We start from the raw sequence: 16962 nt of genomic DNA on the forward strand, positions 1-16962 counted from the left end.
CGACATGGCAGCCCACCCCGGCCTGGTCGACCAGTGGCGTTCCCTGGTGACCTGCTACAACACGGTCGCCTGCGCGCTCGATCGCGCGCTCCAGGACGCCCACGGCCTGACCATGAGCGAGTTCGAGACCCTGGACCGCCTCGTGGAGGCAGGCGCCGCGAAGCGGCGCGTCCAGGAGATCGCGGCGGACATGTACCTCAGCCAGAGCGCCCTCTCCCGCACGATCGCCCGGCTGGAGAAGAACGGCCTGGTCCTGCGGGGGATGTGCGAGTCCGACCGGCGCGGCGTCTTCGTCAGCCTCACCGACGAGGGCCGCAGCCGCCACGCGGCCGCCGCCGTCACCCATCGCGCGATCCTCGGCGAACATCTGACTCCGGCGGACGAGCCGTCCACCGAGAAGGCCGAACTCATCACCTAGGCGGACCCGTGGCGGACGAGAAGACCCGGCTCGACATCGGCGTCACCAGGGCCATGAGGATCGAGGCGGTGGCGCTGGCCGTCGTCCTCCTCACGGCCTTCGGCTGGTTGGCGGCCGGGCTCGGACGGGGTTTCGGCCCTGCCGGATGGACGATCGGACTGGTCGTTTTCGTCACGATGACCGGACTGCTGATCACCGTCGCCATCAGGATTTTCCGCTATCGAGTCTGGCTGGAGGGCGGAACGCTCGCCTTCCAGCAGGCGTTTCGGGTGCGCCGATTCGACCTCGCGCAGACCGATGTCCTGCTGGTCTGGGCCGAGGCGCAGGAGGATCCGTCCGGCCCGCGGACCGGCGTGATCGCGATGGTCGTCCGGGACCCGGCGCGGAGGCGCGGCCTTCGGGTGCGCCTGCTGGATTCACGCAACCGGCTGATCCCGCCCGCCCAACTCCTCGCCCTCGCGGACGCCATCGCCACCCGGGACGGATCGTCACCGGTCAGCGCCGCGCTCACTCTCCGCGAGGTGGCGTCCGCTGAGTCTTCCGGCGCGGTTTGACCGTCCGGCGGACGACGACCGCCGCCATCGCGACGACCGCGACCGGCGTCAGCCAGAACGCCCACCGCTGATCCAGGCTCATCAGCGCGCATCCGAACAGCGCCACCGCGACGCCGATCCCGACGACCCGGCTCTCGAGAAGGTCGCCTTTCCGGAACGTCCAGAATCCGGTACCCAGCACGACCAGAACACCGATCGCGAGCGCGGCGAAGGCCGCTGCCAAGACGTTGTTCACCGGTCACCACCACCGATCGCGGGCCCGCCAGTCCAGAGAACGGCGAGGTCAGCAGGGGTGAGCGGGTCCCGATAGGCGGCCCGGAGGACCGTCCGGCCCAACTCCGGATCACCGGCCTCAGCGAGGTTCACGAACCAGTCGACACCCGCCGGATACGCCCACAGATACGACCGCAGCTGCGGATCCGCACCCCGGTCGCTCAGCAGGTCGGAGATCGCCGCGTCGGACGTCCAGGGCAGGTCGCGCCGCGCCTGAGCAGCCAGCTCCTCGATCGAGGCTCCGTCGTTCAACGCCAGGTGCAGCCGGGCCCGGACGAGCTGGTTGTAATGATCGAACCGGACCCGCGTCCGCAGCATCCGGTCGTCCGGCGCGGCGAACAGCGGCAGCGCCTGGGCCAGCCCCTCCAGCAGGACCTGATGCGGGGCGTGGACGGACATGAGCCGCACCCACGGCACGTCCTCCGCCGCGCACCGCGCCGACCAGCTCGCGCTCTGCAGGCCGTGCCCGAGCACCTCGTGCAGCGCGAACTGCCTGGCCGCGACCTCGCTGAACGTGATGTTGCGCAGGTTCAGCCGCAACCGGACGCGGCTTCCCGCGCCGTCCAGCCAGTACGCCCAGTAGGCGTCCACGTCGGCGCTCTCGATGCTCAGCTCGAACGGCGCCTCGCTCCCGGTGAGCCCGCGCACGACGTCCTCGAACTCGTCCGCCGCGGCCCTGATCGCGTCCGGTGCGTCCGCGTTCGGGACGTGCCCCTCGACGGCCCGCAGCTCACGCGCGCTGCCCGGCCCCCACGTCACGCCGATCCCGGCGAGCGCCTCACGTGCGAGATCACGCCGATGCGCGACGTACTCGTCCGTCCAGCCGAGCGCCTCGCACCCCTGCGTCGCCCGGACGTACTCCCGCAGCGGCAGCCGCTCCCCCAGCAACGCGCCGGCGTACGCGATATCAGCGTCCAGCCGCGAGGCCATCCATCCGGACGCCTGTTCGCGCAGCTCGAGCAGCCCGTTCCGCAACGTGAGCCGATCCGCGACCAGTTCGCCCTCACCGCCGGACGGCGCACAGTCGAAATCAATGATCTCCGGGGCCCCACGCGACACCTCGTACGCATGCCAGCCCCGAAGCAACGCCTCGGCCTCGTCCCGCAACCCGTCCACCGAACGAGGCTATCGACTTCCCCGCACCCGTCTGACGACATCCCGCCGAGCCCCCACGCGAGGGCCCGCCGGACACAGACCCTGGTGACGACGAGCGGAAACCTGATGGCGCGGCGGTGCAGCCGGCGCGTAGGGGTTCCGCTCACCGGGGGGCGTCCGTCCAGGCCATGAGCACGGCCGCGAATGACGCGCGGAAAAGCAGGAGGCCCCCTCCCGAAGATCGGGAAGGGGCCTCTGAGGTGGAGCCGCCTATCGGAATCGAACCGATGACCTATTCATTACGAGTGAATCGCTCTGCCGACTGAGCTAAGGCGGCGTGCCGTAGAGGAGTCTAGCGCCTCCCCGGGGGTGCGTGCATCAGCGGCAGACGGTGCCCTTCGCGGGCGGGGTTCCGGTGACCAGGTAGTCGTCGGTGGCCTTGGTGATGCACTGGTTGCCCTGGAGGTAGGCGGTGTGGCCGTCGCCGTCGAGGGTGAGGAGGGTGCCGGAGGAGAGCTGGGAGGCCAGGCCCTGGGCCCACTTGTAGGGGGTGGCGGGGTCGCGGAGGGTGCCGATGACGAGGATCGGCGGGGCGCCGTCGGCCTTGACGGCCTCGGGCTTCCGCTTGGTCTGGACGGGCCAGTAGACGCAGGGGAGGCCGCCCCAGACGACGAAGGAGCCGAAGCGGGGAGAGATCTGGGCGGCCTGGTCGGCGGCCTTCTTGTAGGTCGTGAGGTCCGGCGGGTTGGGCTTGTCCACGCAGTTGACGGCCATGTTGGCGTCGGTCTGGTTGCTGTAGGTGCCGTCCTGCTTGCGTTCGACCATCTGGTCGGCGAGCGTGATCAGGAGGGTGCCGTCGCCGCGGGTGAGGGCGGCGGAGAGGGCTTGGCGCAGGAAGGGCCAGGTCTCCTTGGCGTAGAGGGCGGTCGCGACGCCCATGGTCGCCCAGGACTCGGTGACCTGGCGGGAGTCGCGGGTGTTGCGGAGCGGGGTCTTGTCGGCCTTGCGGAAGAGTTCGCCGACCTTGGCGACGGCGGCGTCCTGCGTGGTGCCGAGGGGGCAGTCGCCCTGCTGGACGCAGTCTGCGGCGAAGGCGGCGAGCGCGGTCTCGAAGCCCTTGGCCTGCTCGACGAGCAGGTCGGTGGACGAGGTGCGCGGGTCGATCGCGCCGTCCAGGACGAAGGCGCGGATCTTGGTGGGGAACTGGGCCGCGTAGGCGGCGCCGAGGTAGGTGCCGTAGGACGCGCCGTAGTAGGAGATCTTCTGGTCGCCGAGGGCGGCGCGGATGACGTCCATGTCGTGGGCGGCGTCGACGGTGCCGACGTGGGGAAGCTCACTGCCGGCCTTGGCGCGGCAGGCGTCGGCGTACTGCTTGCTCTCGGACGCGAGGGCGTCCAGTTCGTGCTGGCCGTCCGGGGACGTGTCGGCGGCGAAGAAGCGGTCGAGCTCGGGGCCGGTCATGCAGCGGACGGGCGCGCTCTGGCCGACACCGCGCGGGTCGAAGCCGACGATGTCGAAGCGCTGCCGCAGTTTGTCGCCGAAGCCGCGGCCGGTCTGCTTGATGAAGTCCACGCCCGAGCCGCCGGGACCGCCCGGGTTCGTGAGCAAGGAGCCGATCCGGTGCGCTTTTTCCTCCGCGGGCAGCCTGACCAGGGCGAGTTTGATCTCCTTCTCGGACGGCTTGGCGTAGTCGAGCGGCACGCGGACGTTCGCGCACTCCATGCCGCTGCCGCAGGACGTCCAGCTCGGCTTCTGGGTGTAGAAGGTCTCCAGGCCGGGCGGGGCCTCGTGCTGGGACGCGGAGGCGCCGCCACCGCTCCCGCCGCCCCCGTCGCATCCGGTGGCGACCGTCAGCGTCAGCGCGGCGATCGCGCTCGTCCACCTCGCTGCCCGCACGTGAGCTCCCCCTGGTAGCGGTTCGTACACCGTCGCCCACGCTACGGGCACGGGCACCGGTTGGGCCAGCGACGTCCCGACGAAATAGCCCGGGACGCCACGCTGTTACGCCGAACATGAGTGCAGACGGCAGCACGCAACGGACACGGGTTCGCGTCGAGCAGGGGAACCGGCGGGTGCGGGCGTTCCTGGACGGGCACGTGGTGGCGGACACGGTGCGCCCGGTGCTGGTCTGGGAGGGCACCCACTTCATCGCCTACTACGTCCCGGTAGAGGACGTCCGGGCCGAACTCGTGGAGAACGGGCCGGGCCGGCGGTCGCCGAGCCGGGGCGACTCCACGTCCTACACGGTCAGGGTCGGCGACACCGAGGCCAAGGACGCGGCGCTCCGCTACCCGGACTCGCCCGTCGAGGAGCTGCGCGGGCTCGTCCGGCTGGACTGGGACGCCATGGACGCGTGGTTCGAGGAGGACCAGGAGGTCTTCGTCCATCCGCGCAGCCCGCACCACCGGGTGGACGTCCTGCCGAGCTCGCGGCGGGTCCGGGTGGAGGTGGACGGGGTCACCGTCGCCGAGTCCGGCAGCCCGCGGATGCTGTTCGAGACCGGGCTTCCGGTCCGGTACTACCTGCCGAAGACGCATGTCCGGATGGACCTGCTCGAGCCCACCGACACCTCGACCGGCTGCCCGTACAAGGGCATGGCCGAGTACTGGTCGGTGCGCGTCGGCGACTCCGTCCACAAGGACTTCGCCTGGTCGTACCGGACGCCGCTGCCCGAGAGCCGCGACATCGCCGGGCTCGTCAGCTTCTACAACGAGAAGGTCGACATCTACGTGGACGGCGTCCTCCAGGAACGTCCGTAACGTTCGGGAACGCGGCTCAGGAGGAGCGGGCGGACGTCCAGGCGGGGCTGTCGAGGAAGTGGTTGTCGAACCGCTCCTGAGAGTCGATCAGCTCCTGCAGGACGTCCTCACCGCGCCCGAGCCGGTCGAGCAGGCGGAAGTAGTCGAAGCGCTCGACGCCCGGCGTGATGATGATCAGGATGTCGGCGTCCTGTCCGGGCAGCGCGCCGAACGCGTGCGCGGTGTTCGGCGGGACGACGACCGTGTCCCCTTCCTCCGCGGTGAGGATCTCGTCCCCGCAGAGGATCTGCGCCGCGCCGCCGAGGATGTGGAAGAACTCGCTGGCGGTGCGGTGGTGATGCGGGGTCGCGCCGTCCGCCCCCTCGCCCAGGATGATCCGCTGGCTGCTGAGCGCCCCGCCGGTCGCCTCGGAGTCGACGATCAGGCGCCCGGACGTCGGCGGCCGGCCGAAGGCCTCGGTCTCGCCCGCGCGGACGACGACGGGCTTGTGCTCCGGCACGAACGTCATCGGAATCTCCCTATTCGTCGGACTTGTCGGCGCCGTCCGCAGGGCCTTGGCGTTCCGTGGCGACCGCAGTAGCGGTTTCCCCGGCCGCGTCGGCGGTGCCGTAGGCCTCGTCGTGCTGCCGCCGCGGGGAGCATACCGAGGCGGACGGGCAAGAACAGCGTCCCCCGCTGGTCAGCCTGACCGTGACCGTGTCGGACGGAACGTTCCGTCCGACGACCTGGCCACTGCCCTCGGGCGTCTCAACACGCGAACCGAGCCTGGGCATGCGCTCGTGCGCCTGGATGTAGAGCGGGTGCTCGTACTTCAGGCAGCACATGAGCCGTCCACAGGCTCCGGCTATGCGGAGCGGGTTGACGGGGAGGTCCTGCTCCTTCGCCATACGGACGGAGACGGGTTCGAAGTCCTTGAGGAAGGTCGCGCAGCACAGATCGCGCCCGCACGGGCCGATCCCGCCCTGGAGGCGGGCCTCGTCGCGCGGCCCGACCTGGCGCAGCTCCACACGCGCGCGAATGCTCCGGGCCAGATCGCGGACCAGGGCCCGGAAGTCCACCCGGTGCGGCGCGGAGAAGTAGATCTTGAAGACGTTCTCGGCGTCGAGGAAGTCCACCCCGATCACCTTCATGGGCAGCTCGTGCTTGCGGATCAGCCGCTTGGCGATCGCGCGCCCCTCCGCCCGGCGGCGGCGGTTCTCGTCGTCCCGGGCCAGGTGCTCGTCGCCCGCGATCCCGGCGCAGACGGGCAGGCCGCCGATCTCCTCCGACACCCACTGCGGCGCCCACACGCACTCGGCCACCTCGGGCCCCGCGTCGGTCGGGACGAGCACCCGGTCCCCCACCCTGGGCTCGTGCGGGCCCGGGTCGAGGTAGTAGAGCCGTCCGTATCGGGTGAAGCTGACGGCCATCACCATGCCCACGGTTTCGCTCCGTTCGCCCGGTTCCGTGACCCACACCCTATGCCGTCCGAACCCGGACCGGTGTGAGCGGAATCACCACCTGTGAGGTGGTTACCAGGCGACGTCGGAAAGATCGTCCGCGGGAACGGGGGTCCGCTCGTCGGGGCCGTAGAGGCTGCCGTCGTCGCCGGAGAGGAGCAGGTGGCCGCCGGAGCTGTCGGAGTCGAGGCGGCGGACCCCGCCCTTGCCCGGGTGCTCCCAGAGGACGCGTCCGGGGCGTCCGGTCACGGTGGAGTACTGCTGGAGGGCGACGCGGGAGGGGGACTCGACGCCCGCCACGATCGTCCGGCCGTCCGGGGCGAGGACGGCGGCCGCGGTTCCGGCGGGCAGGCGCAGCACCGTCTTGCTGAGCTTCAGGTCGCCGGTCGGGCCTGCCGTGTTCAGCGTCCTGACCTGCGGAGCGGGCGGGACGGCCGGGCCGGCCGCGCCGCGGATGCCGGCGCGCGGCCTCGGGCTCCACAGGAAGGACAGCGTGGGACCGGCCCACGACAGGCTGCTGATCCTGGCCGCGGACTTCGCCGTCCAGGTCTTGCGCGTCCCGGAGTGCGTGGACACGACGTCCACGGTGCCCATGCCGCCGGTCCGGTAGGTGACGTAGGCGATGGACGCGCCGTCCGATGAGACCGCCATGTCCGAGGACGCGTTGGAGACACCCGGCACGAGCGCGCGCGGGATGTCGCTGAGCGTCGAAGGACGGCCGTCCTTGCCGAGGTTGAGCCGGTGGAACATGACCTTGCGGGACGCGTAGGACGCGACGACGTAGGACGCTCCCGGACCCGCCGCGACGCGCTGGAAGCGGCGTCCCGCCGGGGCGGCCACGGGAAGGCCGACGTCATGCCCGGTCTTCACGTCCCGGACGACCACCGCGGTGCCGTCCCGCCGGACGCCCACGACGTACCGCGGCTTGCCGCCGCTCTTCGCGGTCGCGGCCGTCGACTTGGCGTTCGTCGCGGGCTTCTTCTTGGGCGACCACGGATGCCGGTGGACGATGTCGACGCCGGCTCCGATCACGAGCGCGCCGACCACGGCCACGCCGATCGGGACCGCGTTCCGCCAGGCCGCACCCACACGCGCCTCCGTCTTCCCGCCAGCCATGCGTACTCCGCCCGCCGCCTTCCGCGGCTTGGTCGACGACACTGCTCTACTGCGACGAACGGCCATGATTACGGATTTGACGGAATCGCGCGACACTGAAGGCTACCTGAACGTCCGCCCAGCTCACCGGGCCGCGCTCCCCCAGGTCAGCGTAGGGCCAAGGCCGCCGCAGGACGCGGGCCGCTTGTCGGGTCAGCGCAGGGCTAGGGCGGCTCGGGCGGCCTCTGCGGCGGAGGCGCGGTAGGAGTCCCCGAACAGGGCGACGTGGACGAGCAGCGGATGGAGCTGGTGGAGCGGCACGCGCTCGCGCCAGCCGTCCGTGAGCGGGAACACCTCGTCGTAGGCGGCCAGGACGCGTTCGAGGCCGGGGCATCCGAACAGCGCGAGCATCGCGAGGTCGGTCTCCCGGTGTCCACCATGCGCGGCCGGATCGATCAGCGTCGCGCCGCCTCCCGTCCAGTGGACGTTCCCGGACCAGAGGTCCCCGTGGATGCGCGCGGACGGTTCCGGCGGCCCGGCCAGTTCCTCGATCTTGTCCATGACCTGCTCGAACAGCCGGATCTCGGGGCCGCTCAGGTGCTCGGCGCCCAGCCGCAGGAACGGCTCCAGCCTCCGCTGCGCGTACCAGCGGGGCCAGGCCCGCCCGTCCAGGGTGTTGTCGAGCGGGAGATCGGCGATGTAGCCGTCCCAGGGCGCGCCGAACGCGCCGGGCGAGTCCGCGTGCAGCCCGGCGAGCGCCCGGCCGAACCGCTCCGCCGCGTCCGCCGACGGCTGCTCGGACGGCAGCCACGGCAGGACCAGCATCCACTCGTCGGCCGCCACGACCTCGGGCACGGGCACCCCGGTCCCGGCCTCTCCGAGCCACCGCAGGCCCGCGGCCTCCGCCGCGAACACCCCTTCGGGGCCCGCGCCGTCCGAGAGCGCTTTGACGAACACCTCACGTCCCTCGCCCAGGACGACCCGATGCAGCGTCCACGCATGCCGTGCCCCGAGGTCATGGACGCCCGCGACACGTTCCCCGAGCAACTCCTCCAGATGCTCACGCACCCCGGGCCGCCTCCCGCGCACGACGCTCTCAGCGATCTTTCAGAGCGGCGCGAACCTCATCGAGCAGGCCGGGCACCGCGGCCTCGACCAGCTCCAGAACGTGATCGAAGTCGGCCCGTCCGCCGTAGTACGGATCCGGAACATCCAGATCGACCCCGTCGAACGAGCCGGCTCCGGCGGTCAGGCGGTTCGCGACGGGTAGGCCGGCCCCACCGATCGGATCGGCTCCGGCGGAGGGGTCGAACTCGCGCAGCAAGCGGATCTTCGCGGCGGCCGCGCCGTCCGGGGCCATCCCGCGCAGCTCCGTCAGATGCCCCTTGTCCAGCGCGATGATCAGGTCGTACCGGTCGAACCAGTCCGGCTCGAATTGCCGCGCGACGTGCGCGGACGGGTACCCGGCACGGCGCAGCGCCGCGACCGTGCGCGAGTCGGCGCGGTCGCCCGCGTGCCAGCCGCCCGTCCCGGAGCTGTCGACCTCGACGTCCAGGCCCTCCTCGTCCGCGTGGTGACGGAACACCGCCTCGGCCATCGGGGAGCGGCAGATGTTCCCGGTGCAGACGAACGTGACATGAAACGGCATGCCCCCATCCTGCCCGTCCTCCGCGCTCCGTTCCCTCCGAGGCCGCGCCGAGGGCCTGCCGGGTCCGTCCGCCCTGGGAAGAATTCCTTGATCGTCAGAGGGGCGTCGCGTCTACGCTGCGGGGATCACGTTCAGTCATGGAGGTCGACCAGCTCATGGAATTCTTCTGCTTCCACCGCGACCGGGTCGGCTCGCTGCCCCTGCGCGAGGCGATCAACGAGGAGCACTGGTCCTACATGGACCGCTTCGACAAGCAGCTGATCGCGCGCGGCCCGGTCTTCGACTCCGCGGACGAGGACATCCTCTTCGGCAGCGTCCACATCGTCGACCTGCCGGACGCGGCCACCGCCCGCGCGTTCGCCTTCGAGGAGCCCTGCTACCAGGCGGGCGCCTTCCGTGACGTCCTGGTCCGCCGCTGGCACAACCTCCTGGGCCGGACGATGTGGGACTACCCCGACTTCCGCGACGACAGCGCCTACTTCTTCGTGCTCGGCCTCGGCGAGGGCGAGCCCGTCGACGCCGACGTCCCGTCCGACCAGGACGACCTGGTCGCCTACGGCCCCCTCTACTCGGACGACGACACCACCTGGGTGGGCACCGCCGCCCTCGTCCGAGCCACCGACGAAGCCGCCGCCCGCGCCGTCCTCACCGCCGACCGCTACGCCGACATCGAAGTCCACGCCTGGACCTTCGGCGGCCGCCGCTGACCCCAGAACAAGAGGCGAGGGCACGCTCGGGCACGCCGCCCGCAGCGTATTTGCCGAACGGCCCCGCGCGGCGGGGCAGGCGCTCGGGGGTCAGTTCGCGGTGCGGAGGGCGAGGGTCATGGACTCGACGGCCAGGAGGGGGTTGACGTTGGCGTCCAGGCGCTCGCGGCAGGCCATGATCGCGTCGAGGCGGCGGAGGGTGGCCTCCGCGGTGCCGTTGGCTGCGGTGGCGCGGAGTTCCGGGTCGAGTTCGGTGTTGACGAGGTCGCTGGACGCGCCCATCTGGAGGGTCAGGACGTCGCGGTAGTAGGAGGCCAGGTCGAGGAGGGCGCGGTCCAGGGAGTCGCGCTTGACGCGGGTGGCGCGGGACTTCTGCTTGTCCTCCAGGTCCTTCAGGGCACCGGCGGTGCCGCGGGGCATGCGGCCCTTGGCGCTCTCGCCCAGGGCCTGGCGAAGCGCGGCGGTCTCGGACTCGTTGAGCTCCTCGGTGGTCACCTTCGCCTCGGCCTCGGCGGCCTTGACGAGGGCCTCCGCGGCCATCACCGCCGGGCCCACGCCGGTCAGGCGGCGCGGGATCGCCAGGACCTCCGCGCGGCGCCTGCGGGCGTCGGCGTCGGTGGCGAGCCGCCGGGCACGACTGATGTGGCCCTGCGCGGCACGCGCGGCGATCTCGGCCGTCGTGGGGTCGACGCCGTCCCGCAGCACCAGGACGTCCGTCACGGCGGCGACCGGGGGCGTGCGGAGGGTGACCACGCGGCAGCGTGACCGGATGGTCATGAGCATGTCCTCCGGGGACGGCGTGCACAGCAGCCAGACCGTCCGCGGCGGGGGTTCCTCGATCGCCTTCAGCAGCGCGTTGGCCGCGGCCTCGGTGGCGCGGTCGGCGTCCTCGAACAGGACGACCTGCCAGCGCCCCACGCTCGGTGACGACGAGGCCCGCAGGACCAGCTCGCGGGTCTCCTTCACCCCGTAGGAGAGCCCGGACGGCCGGATGATCTCGACGTCCGCGTGGGTGCCCTGCAGCACCTGGTGGCAGGACGCGCAGTGCCCGCACCCGCGCGGCGTCTCGGCGCACTGCAGCGCCGCCGCGAACGCCCGCGCCGCCACCGACCGCCCCGAGCCGGGCGGGCCGGTGAACAGCCACGCGTGCGCCATCTTGCCGCCGCCGGCCGCCCGTCCTCCGCCGGACGACGACCCACCGGACGCCGCCACGGCCGACCGCAGCTGCGCGATCACCGGATCCTGCCCCACCAGGTCGTCCCACACGCTCATGCACAGAAGGCTACGGCCTCACCTCCCCTCACGGCGCCGTCCCGCCCATGCCCTCACACTCAGACTGCCCGCAGGGTCGAGGCATCGTGAAGTTACCCACAGGTTGTGGATAACTGTGGGTGAAGCGTGGACGCGCGCCCCTGACATGCCGGAACGTCCCCGGCCTTGGCGGGGCGTGTTCTGCCACGAGGAGCGGCGGTCCGGCCGTTGGACTGCCGCGACCGGCTGACGTTGGGCGCGCTGCTCATCCGCGCGCGCCGCGGAGGCGCGGGTCGCCGGAGGGGCGCACGGACGGGGCACGGGCGGACGGGGCACGGGCGGCATCCCGGCCTGCTCATCCGCGCGGCGGAGACGCGAACGGCGGAGGGGGCGGGCGGGGTTCTGGGGGAGGCGGGGCCGGGTGGGGTCAGTCGGTGATGGCGGGGAAGGTGCTGGTGGCGTCTTCGGTGGAGGCGGGGATGGGGTCCGGGAGGAGGTCGCGGATGCGGTCCTGGATCTCGCGGCGGATCTCGGACTCGGGGCGGCTCGCGTCGAGGACGAGGTAGCGGTCGGGCTCGGCCTCGGCGAGGGCGCGGAAGCCGGACAGGACGCGCTCGTGGAAGTCGTGCGGCTCGGACTCGATGCGGTCGGCCTCCGGGGTGGAGAGCCGGTTCAGGCCCTTCTCCGGGGGGAGTTCGAGCAGGACGGTCAGGTCGGGGACGAGGCCGCCGGTGCCCCAGGCGTTCACGGCGGCGATCTCCTCGACCGGCTGCTGCCGCCCGAAGCCCTGGTAGGCGAGGGTCGAGTCGACGAAGCGGTCGCTGACGACGATCGCTCCGCGCTCCAGGGCGGGGCGGATCACGTTGGAGACGTGGTCGGCGCGGTCGGCCGCGTAGAGGAGGGTCTCGGCGCGGGCCGACAGGCCGGTGGTCTCGCGGTCCAGGAGCAGGGCGCGCAGGCGCATGCCGGTCTTGGTGGCGCCGGGCTCGCGGGTGGTGACGACCTCGTAGCCGTGCTCGCGCAGCCAGATCGCGGCGAGCCGGGACTGGGTGGTCTTGCCCGCGCCCTCGCCGCCCTCGAAGACGATGAAGACGCCGCGCTCGTGGGCCCGGCGCGGGGTCGCGGCGGTCGCCGGGGCGGCGGACGGCGGGACGTACACCTCGCCGCGCAGGGCCGCCGCGAGGTCCGGGACGAGCGGGATGCCGGTCCGCTCGTCCAGCAGGCGGTAGGCGATCAGGCCGGCGACCAGCGCGATCACGGCGGTGATCAGCAGCGCGGCGGACGAGCCGGGGAAGTCGCGTCCGACATGCCGCTCGCCGATCGCGCCCGCGGCGAGCGGGACGGCGATCGCCGCGACGACCAGGGCGAGGACGGTTCCGGTGCGGACGCGCAGCGGGTTGTCGGTGACGACGGCCTCGGCGGACGTCCAGGCGACACCGGCGGCGACGCCGAGGAAGCCGGCGACGAACACGACGACGACCAGGTTCAGCCCGACCGCGATCACGGCCAGGAGCAGCGCGGACGCGATCGAGGAGAGGCCGAGGAGACGGCGGCGGCTGAACGGGCGCAGGACGCGCGGCCCCGCGGCCATGCCGGACGCCAGGCCGACGGCGAGCGCGCAGAGGATCATCCCGTAGCCGGGGTCGCCGCCGTGGAGGGCGTGCGTGTGGACGCGGGCGACGGCCAGCACCGCGCCGACGGGCAGCGCGGACGCGGCGACCGCGAACCGCAGTCCCCGGATTCCGGACGGCCCGAGCCGCCGGAACAGCGCGACCGGAGCGTCCGGGACCGGCCCGTCCGCGCCCGGGAGACCGTTGACGACGGACGTCACGATCGCCGACAGGGCGAAGACGACGGCGGAGACGTACAGCGCGAGGTGCACGCGGTCGGACGAGGTCAGCAGCTTGTCCGCGACCAGCGAGGTCAGCACGAACACGAGCGCGGCCACCGGCGCGACGCCGAAGACGGCCCGGCCCATGCGGCGCGCCGCGTGATCGGTGGACGGCGCGTCGGCCACGACGGGAAGGTCGGCGCGCGTCCGCCCGTCCCCGACCTCGAACGCCTGCGTCCGGTCGGACGCACCGACCGCGAACGCCTGCGTCCGGTCGTCCGCGCCGCGCGCCCCGCCCTCGAACGCTCGCGTCCGGTCGTCAGCCGCACGTGACGCCTGCGTCCGGTCGGCGGCGCCGGCCGCACCGGTCTCGGCCTCGCCCACGGGCCAGGCCAGAGCCCGGGCCGACGAGGACGCGGCCGCGGCCCACAGGACGCCCAGGAAGGAGACCAGGACGGTCGCCACGGACGTCCAGATCAGCGGACGCAGCGACGTGATCAGCAGGTCGGCCATCGGAACCGACAGCACCAGGACGGCCCGCAGCGCATCGGTGAACAGCAGCGTCGAACGGCGGTCGAGACGGGCGGCCAGGGCCGCCGCGGCGGCCGGAAGGAGCAGCACCGGCAGCAGCCAGAGCAACAAAACGATCTCGACTGCGCGAGCGCGCCCGGCGAACGAGGTGTCGGTCGCCGCCGCGTACCCCATCGCGGTGAGCGCGGGCAGGGTCAGCCAGTGGCCGAGCCCGGACACGCCGAGGGCCGTCCGGAGCCGCCGGAAGGCCGCAGGCGGGGCACCGGCCGCGGAAGCGCTGGTCGGAGGCCCCGCCGGACGAGCAGGCGTGGCGGCCCCCGACCGCGGCGGCGAGGCGGCGTCCGACGGGCCGGGAACACGCGAACTGGTCATAGCGGTCAGGGTATCGGCGCGCCCACGCCTACGAGCTCGACTTGGCCGACGAACGCTTGCGCGGCGTCGTCGTCTTCTTGGCCGTGGTGGTCTTCTTCTTGCCGCCACCCGCCGCGACCTTCTCACGACGCTCCGCGAGCAGCTCGGCGGCGCGCTGGATGGTGATCGACTCGACCTCGTCGCCCTTGCGGAGCGACGCGTTGGTCTCGCCGTCGGTCACGTACGGGCCGAACCGGCCCTCCTTGACCACCACCGGCTTGCCGCTGGCCGGGTCGTCGCCGAGCTCGCGCAGCGGGGCCGCGGCCGCGGCTCGACCGCGCCCACGCGCCTTGGGCTGGGCGAACAGCTCCTTGGCCTGCTCGATCGTGACCGTGAACAGGTCGTCCTCGGAGCCGAGGGACCGGCTGTCGGCGCCCTTCTTGATGTACGGCCCGAACCGTCCGTTCTGCGCGGTGACGGGCTCGCCGTCCAGCTCACCGAGGGTGCGCGGCAGCGACAGCAGCCTCAGCGCGTCCTCGAGCGTGATCGTGTCGAGCGACATCGTCTTGAACAGCGACGACGTGCGCGGCTTCGGCGCCTCCGCGGCCTTCTTGGTGCGCTTCTTCTTCTCGCCCTCCGCGGCGGGGGCCGGGGCCGGCGGCTCCGGGACCACCTCGGTGACGTACGGCCCGAACCGTCCCGACTTGGCGACGATCATGTTCCCGGTCGCCGGGTCGGGGCCGAGCTCGCGGTCGCCGGACGGCTGCGCGAACAGCTCCTCGGCCTTCTCCGCGGTGAGCTCGTCGGGCGCGAGGTCCTCGGGGACGTTGACGCGGGCGCCGTCGCGGTCGAGGTACGGCCCGTACCGTCCGACGCGGATCATGATGTCGGTGCCCTTGATCGGGAACGACGAGATGCCCTTGGCGTCGATGTCGCCGATGTCGCCGACCAGGTCCTTCAGGCCCTCGTTGCCCTGCTCGCCCTCCCCGAAGTAGAACCGGGTGAGCCAGCGGACGCGCTCGGCCTCGCCGCGCGCGATCTCGTCGAGACCGTCCTCCATGTGCGCGGTGAAGTCGTAGTCGACCAGGTTGCCGAAGTGCTGCTCCAGCAGGTTGACCACGGCGAACGCCAGGAAGGACGGCACCAGCGCGGTGCCCTTCTTGAACACGTAGCCGCGGTCGAGGATCGTCCCGATGATCGAGGCGTAGGTGGACGGCCGCCCGATCTCGCGGTCCTCCATCTCCTTGACCAGCGACGCCTCGGTGTAGCGGGCGGGCGGGCGGGTCGAGTGGCCCTCGGCGTCCATCGAGTTCGCCGTCAGCGCCTCGCCCTGGGCGAGCGTCGGCAGCCGGCGCTCCTGGTCGTCCCGGTCGGTGGACGGGTCGTCCGCGCCCTCGACGTAGGCCTTGAGGAAGCCGTGGAACGTGATCGTCTTGCCGGTCGCGCCGAACTCGGCGACCTCGCCCGCGGTGGTCGAGCCGTTGACGCGGATCGACACCGACTGGCCCGCCGCGTCCTTCATCTGGGACGCGATCGTGCGCTTCCAGATCAGCTCGTACAGCCGGAACTGGTCGCCGGACAGGCCGGTCTCACCCGGCGTGCGGAAACTGTCACCGGCCGGACGGACCGCCTCGTGCGCCTCCTGCGCGTTCTTGACCTTGGAGGTGTAGACGCGCGGACGGTCCGGGACGTACTCGGCGCCGAACAGCGAGGCGGCCTGCCGCCGGGCGGCGCCGATCGCGGTCTCGGACAGCGTGATCGAGTCGGTTCGCATGTAGGTGATGAAGCCGTTCTCGTACAGCTTCTGAGCGACCGACATCGTGTACTTGGCGGAGAACCCCAGCTTGCGGCTGGCCTCCTGCTGCAGCGTCGTCGTCCGGAACGGCGGGTACGGCTTGCGCGTGTACGGCTTGGACTCGACGGACTTGACCTCGAAGGGCCGTCCGGTGAGCCGTCCCGCCAGGCCGCGCGCGTTCTCCTCGTCCAGGTGCAGGACGTCGCGGGTCTTCAGCTTCCCGTCGGACGCGAAGTCGCGGCCCTGCGCGACGCGCTTGCCGTCGACGGCGACCAGGCCGGCCTTGAACAGGTGCGGGTCGACGCCCTTGCCGGTGTCGAACTCGGCCTGGATGTCCCAGTAGTGGGCGGAGACGAACGCGATGCGCTCCCGCTCCCGCTCCACGACCAGCCGCGTCGCCACGGACTGCACCCGGCCCGCCGACAGCTTCGGCATGACCTTCTTCCACAGGACCGGGCTGACCTCGTAGCCGTACAGCCGGTCGAGGATGCGCCGGGTCTCCTGCGCGTCCACCAGGCGCAGGTTCAGCTCGCGCGGGTTCGCCGCGGCCTGCCGGATCGCGTCCTTGGTGATCTCGTTGAAGGTCATCCGGTGCACCGGGACCTTCGGCTTGAGGACCTCCTGGAGGTGCCAGGCGATCGCCTCGCCCTCCCGGTCCTCGTCCGTCGCGAGGAAGAGCTCGTCGGCCTCTTCCAGGAGTTTCTTGAGCTTGGCGACCTGTGTCCGCTTGTCGGCGTTGACCACGTACAACGGCTCGAAGTCGTGATCGACGTTCACGCCGAGCTTGGCCCAGGACTCGCCCTTGTACCGGGCCGGCACCTCGGCGGCGCTCCCGGGAAGATCCCGGATATGGCCGATACTGGACTCCACGACGTAGCCACGGCCCAGGTACCCGGCGATCGTCTTCGCCTTCGCAGGCGACTCGACGATCACCAGGCGGGTGCCACCATCGGCCCCGGACCGGCCACCCTTCGCAGTGCCGTTCTTGGCTGGCACAGTCGCTCCAACCTCGCTGTCTGGTCTCTACTCACCGCCGTTGTGGCGACTTCGCCACAACGTTTCCCCAACGTTTCCCCGCGGCGCTTCCATGCCCGGAGGTCCCCCGCCGTCCCACGGCCGCCGTGAAACTCCCACAGGATGACACGTCGCCGCCGGGGCTGCGGACGGGGCCGCCGCCGAAGCGGCCGCCGGAGGCGCCGCCCGCGGGCCGTCCAC

At 72.0% G+C, this 16962-nt stretch carries 15 protein-coding genes and 1 tRNA gene; 4 read left to right on the top strand and 12 right to left on the bottom strand.

The features are described 5' to 3' along the window. Positions 1 to 4 precede the first annotated feature (4 nt). Positions 5 to 418 carry a MarR family winged helix-turn-helix transcriptional regulator gene (locus AB0L06_RS06320; RefSeq protein ID WP_500229836.1) on the top strand — a complete coding sequence of 138 codons (414 nt, stop codon included), beginning with the start codon at positions 5 to 7 and terminating at the stop codon, positions 416 to 418. A gap of 8 nt (positions 419 to 426) precedes the next feature. Further along, complete coding sequence (locus AB0L06_RS06325; RefSeq protein ID WP_500229837.1) at positions 427 to 972, top strand: hypothetical protein; 546 nt, start codon at positions 427 to 429, stop codon at positions 970 to 972. Here the strand turns inward: AB0L06_RS06325 and AB0L06_RS06330 are convergent. The 4 genes from AB0L06_RS06330 to AB0L06_RS06345 form a co-directional block, all read right to left on the bottom strand. Next, positions 926 to 1207: a hypothetical protein gene (locus tag AB0L06_RS06330; RefSeq protein ID WP_500229838.1), complete on the bottom strand. Its 282-nt coding sequence runs from the start codon at positions 1205 to 1207 to the stop codon at positions 926 to 928. The two genes, AB0L06_RS06325 and AB0L06_RS06330, sit on opposite strands and share 47 nt — an antisense overlap. Beyond that, a complete protein-coding gene (locus AB0L06_RS06335) occupies positions 1204 to 2361 on the bottom strand; it encodes a hypothetical protein (protein WP_500229839.1) in 1158 nt (385 codons plus the stop codon). The genes AB0L06_RS06330 and AB0L06_RS06335 overlap by 4 nt, the downstream gene beginning before the upstream one ends. Positions 2362 to 2601: 240 nt before the next feature. After that, a tRNA-Thr gene (locus AB0L06_RS06340) sits at positions 2602 to 2677 on the bottom strand. A gap of 41 nt (positions 2678 to 2718) precedes the next feature. After that, a complete protein-coding gene (locus AB0L06_RS06345) occupies positions 2719 to 4236 on the bottom strand; it encodes an alpha/beta hydrolase (protein WP_500229840.1) in 1518 nt (505 codons plus the stop codon). Between the two features lie 116 nt (positions 4237 to 4352). On the opposite strand from AB0L06_RS06345, the gene AB0L06_RS06350 reads away from it, so the two are divergent. After that, the gene (locus AB0L06_RS06350; protein WP_500229841.1) at positions 4353 to 5099 is read left to right on the top strand and encodes a DUF427 domain-containing protein; all 747 of its coding nucleotides are present in this window, start codon (positions 4353 to 4355) and stop codon (positions 5097 to 5099) included. A 16-nt stretch (positions 5100 to 5115) separates the two neighbouring features. On the opposite strand, the gene AB0L06_RS06355 is transcribed toward AB0L06_RS06350, so the two are convergent. The 5 genes from AB0L06_RS06355 to AB0L06_RS06375 form a co-directional block, all read right to left on the bottom strand. Beyond that, positions 5116 to 5607: a cupin domain-containing protein gene (locus AB0L06_RS06355; RefSeq protein ID WP_500229842.1), complete on the bottom strand. Its 492-nt coding sequence runs from the start codon at positions 5605 to 5607 to the stop codon at positions 5116 to 5118. A 10-nt stretch (positions 5608 to 5617) separates the two neighbouring features. Then, positions 5618 to 6514: a PSP1 domain-containing protein gene (locus AB0L06_RS06360; RefSeq protein WP_500229885.1), complete on the bottom strand. Its 897-nt coding sequence runs from the start codon at positions 6512 to 6514 to the stop codon at positions 5618 to 5620. Positions 6515 to 6610: 96 nt separating this feature from the next. After that, positions 6611 to 7654, bottom strand: coding sequence for a hypothetical protein (locus AB0L06_RS06365; RefSeq protein WP_500229843.1), 1044 nt, complete (start codon positions 7652 to 7654; stop codon positions 6611 to 6613). A 192-nt stretch (positions 7655 to 7846) separates the two neighbouring features. Further along, positions 7847 to 8701, bottom strand: coding sequence for a fructosamine kinase family protein (locus AB0L06_RS06370; protein WP_500229844.1), 855 nt, complete (start codon positions 8699 to 8701; stop codon positions 7847 to 7849). Positions 8702 to 8729: 28 nt separating this feature from the next. Continuing rightward, complete coding sequence (locus AB0L06_RS06375; RefSeq protein WP_500229845.1) at positions 8730 to 9281, bottom strand: low molecular weight protein-tyrosine-phosphatase; 552 nt, start codon at positions 9279 to 9281, stop codon at positions 8730 to 8732. Positions 9282 to 9418: 137 nt separating this feature from the next. Between AB0L06_RS06375 and AB0L06_RS06380 the strand changes: the two genes are divergently transcribed. Beyond that, a complete protein-coding gene (locus AB0L06_RS06380) occupies positions 9419 to 9988 on the top strand; it encodes a YciI family protein (protein ID WP_500229846.1) in 570 nt (189 codons plus the stop codon). A gap of 90 nt (positions 9989 to 10078) precedes the next feature. Here AB0L06_RS06380 and AB0L06_RS06385 read toward each other — a convergent pair whose 3' ends face one another. The 3 genes from AB0L06_RS06385 to topA all read right to left on the bottom strand — a co-directional run bounded on the left by AB0L06_RS06385 (position 10079) and on the right by topA (position 16743). After that, complete coding sequence (locus tag AB0L06_RS06385; RefSeq protein ID WP_500229847.1) at positions 10079 to 11260, bottom strand: DNA polymerase III subunit delta'; 1182 nt, start codon at positions 11258 to 11260, stop codon at positions 10079 to 10081. Between the two features lie 406 nt (positions 11261 to 11666). Then, complete coding sequence (gene tmk / locus AB0L06_RS06390) at positions 11667 to 13973, bottom strand: dTMP kinase (protein ID WP_500229848.1); 2307 nt, start codon at positions 13971 to 13973, stop codon at positions 11667 to 11669. Between the two features lie 28 nt (positions 13974 to 14001). Next, positions 14002 to 16743 carry a type I DNA topoisomerase gene (topA, locus tag AB0L06_RS06395; RefSeq protein WP_500229849.1) on the bottom strand — a complete coding sequence of 914 codons (2742 nt, stop codon included), beginning with the start codon at positions 16741 to 16743 and terminating at the stop codon, positions 14002 to 14004. Between the last annotated feature and the right edge of the window lie 219 nt (positions 16744 to 16962).

This window comes from Spirillospora sp. NPDC052269 (assembly GCF_040679435.1).
Lineage (GTDB): Bacteria > Actinomycetota > Actinomycetes > Streptosporangiales > Streptosporangiaceae > Spirillospora.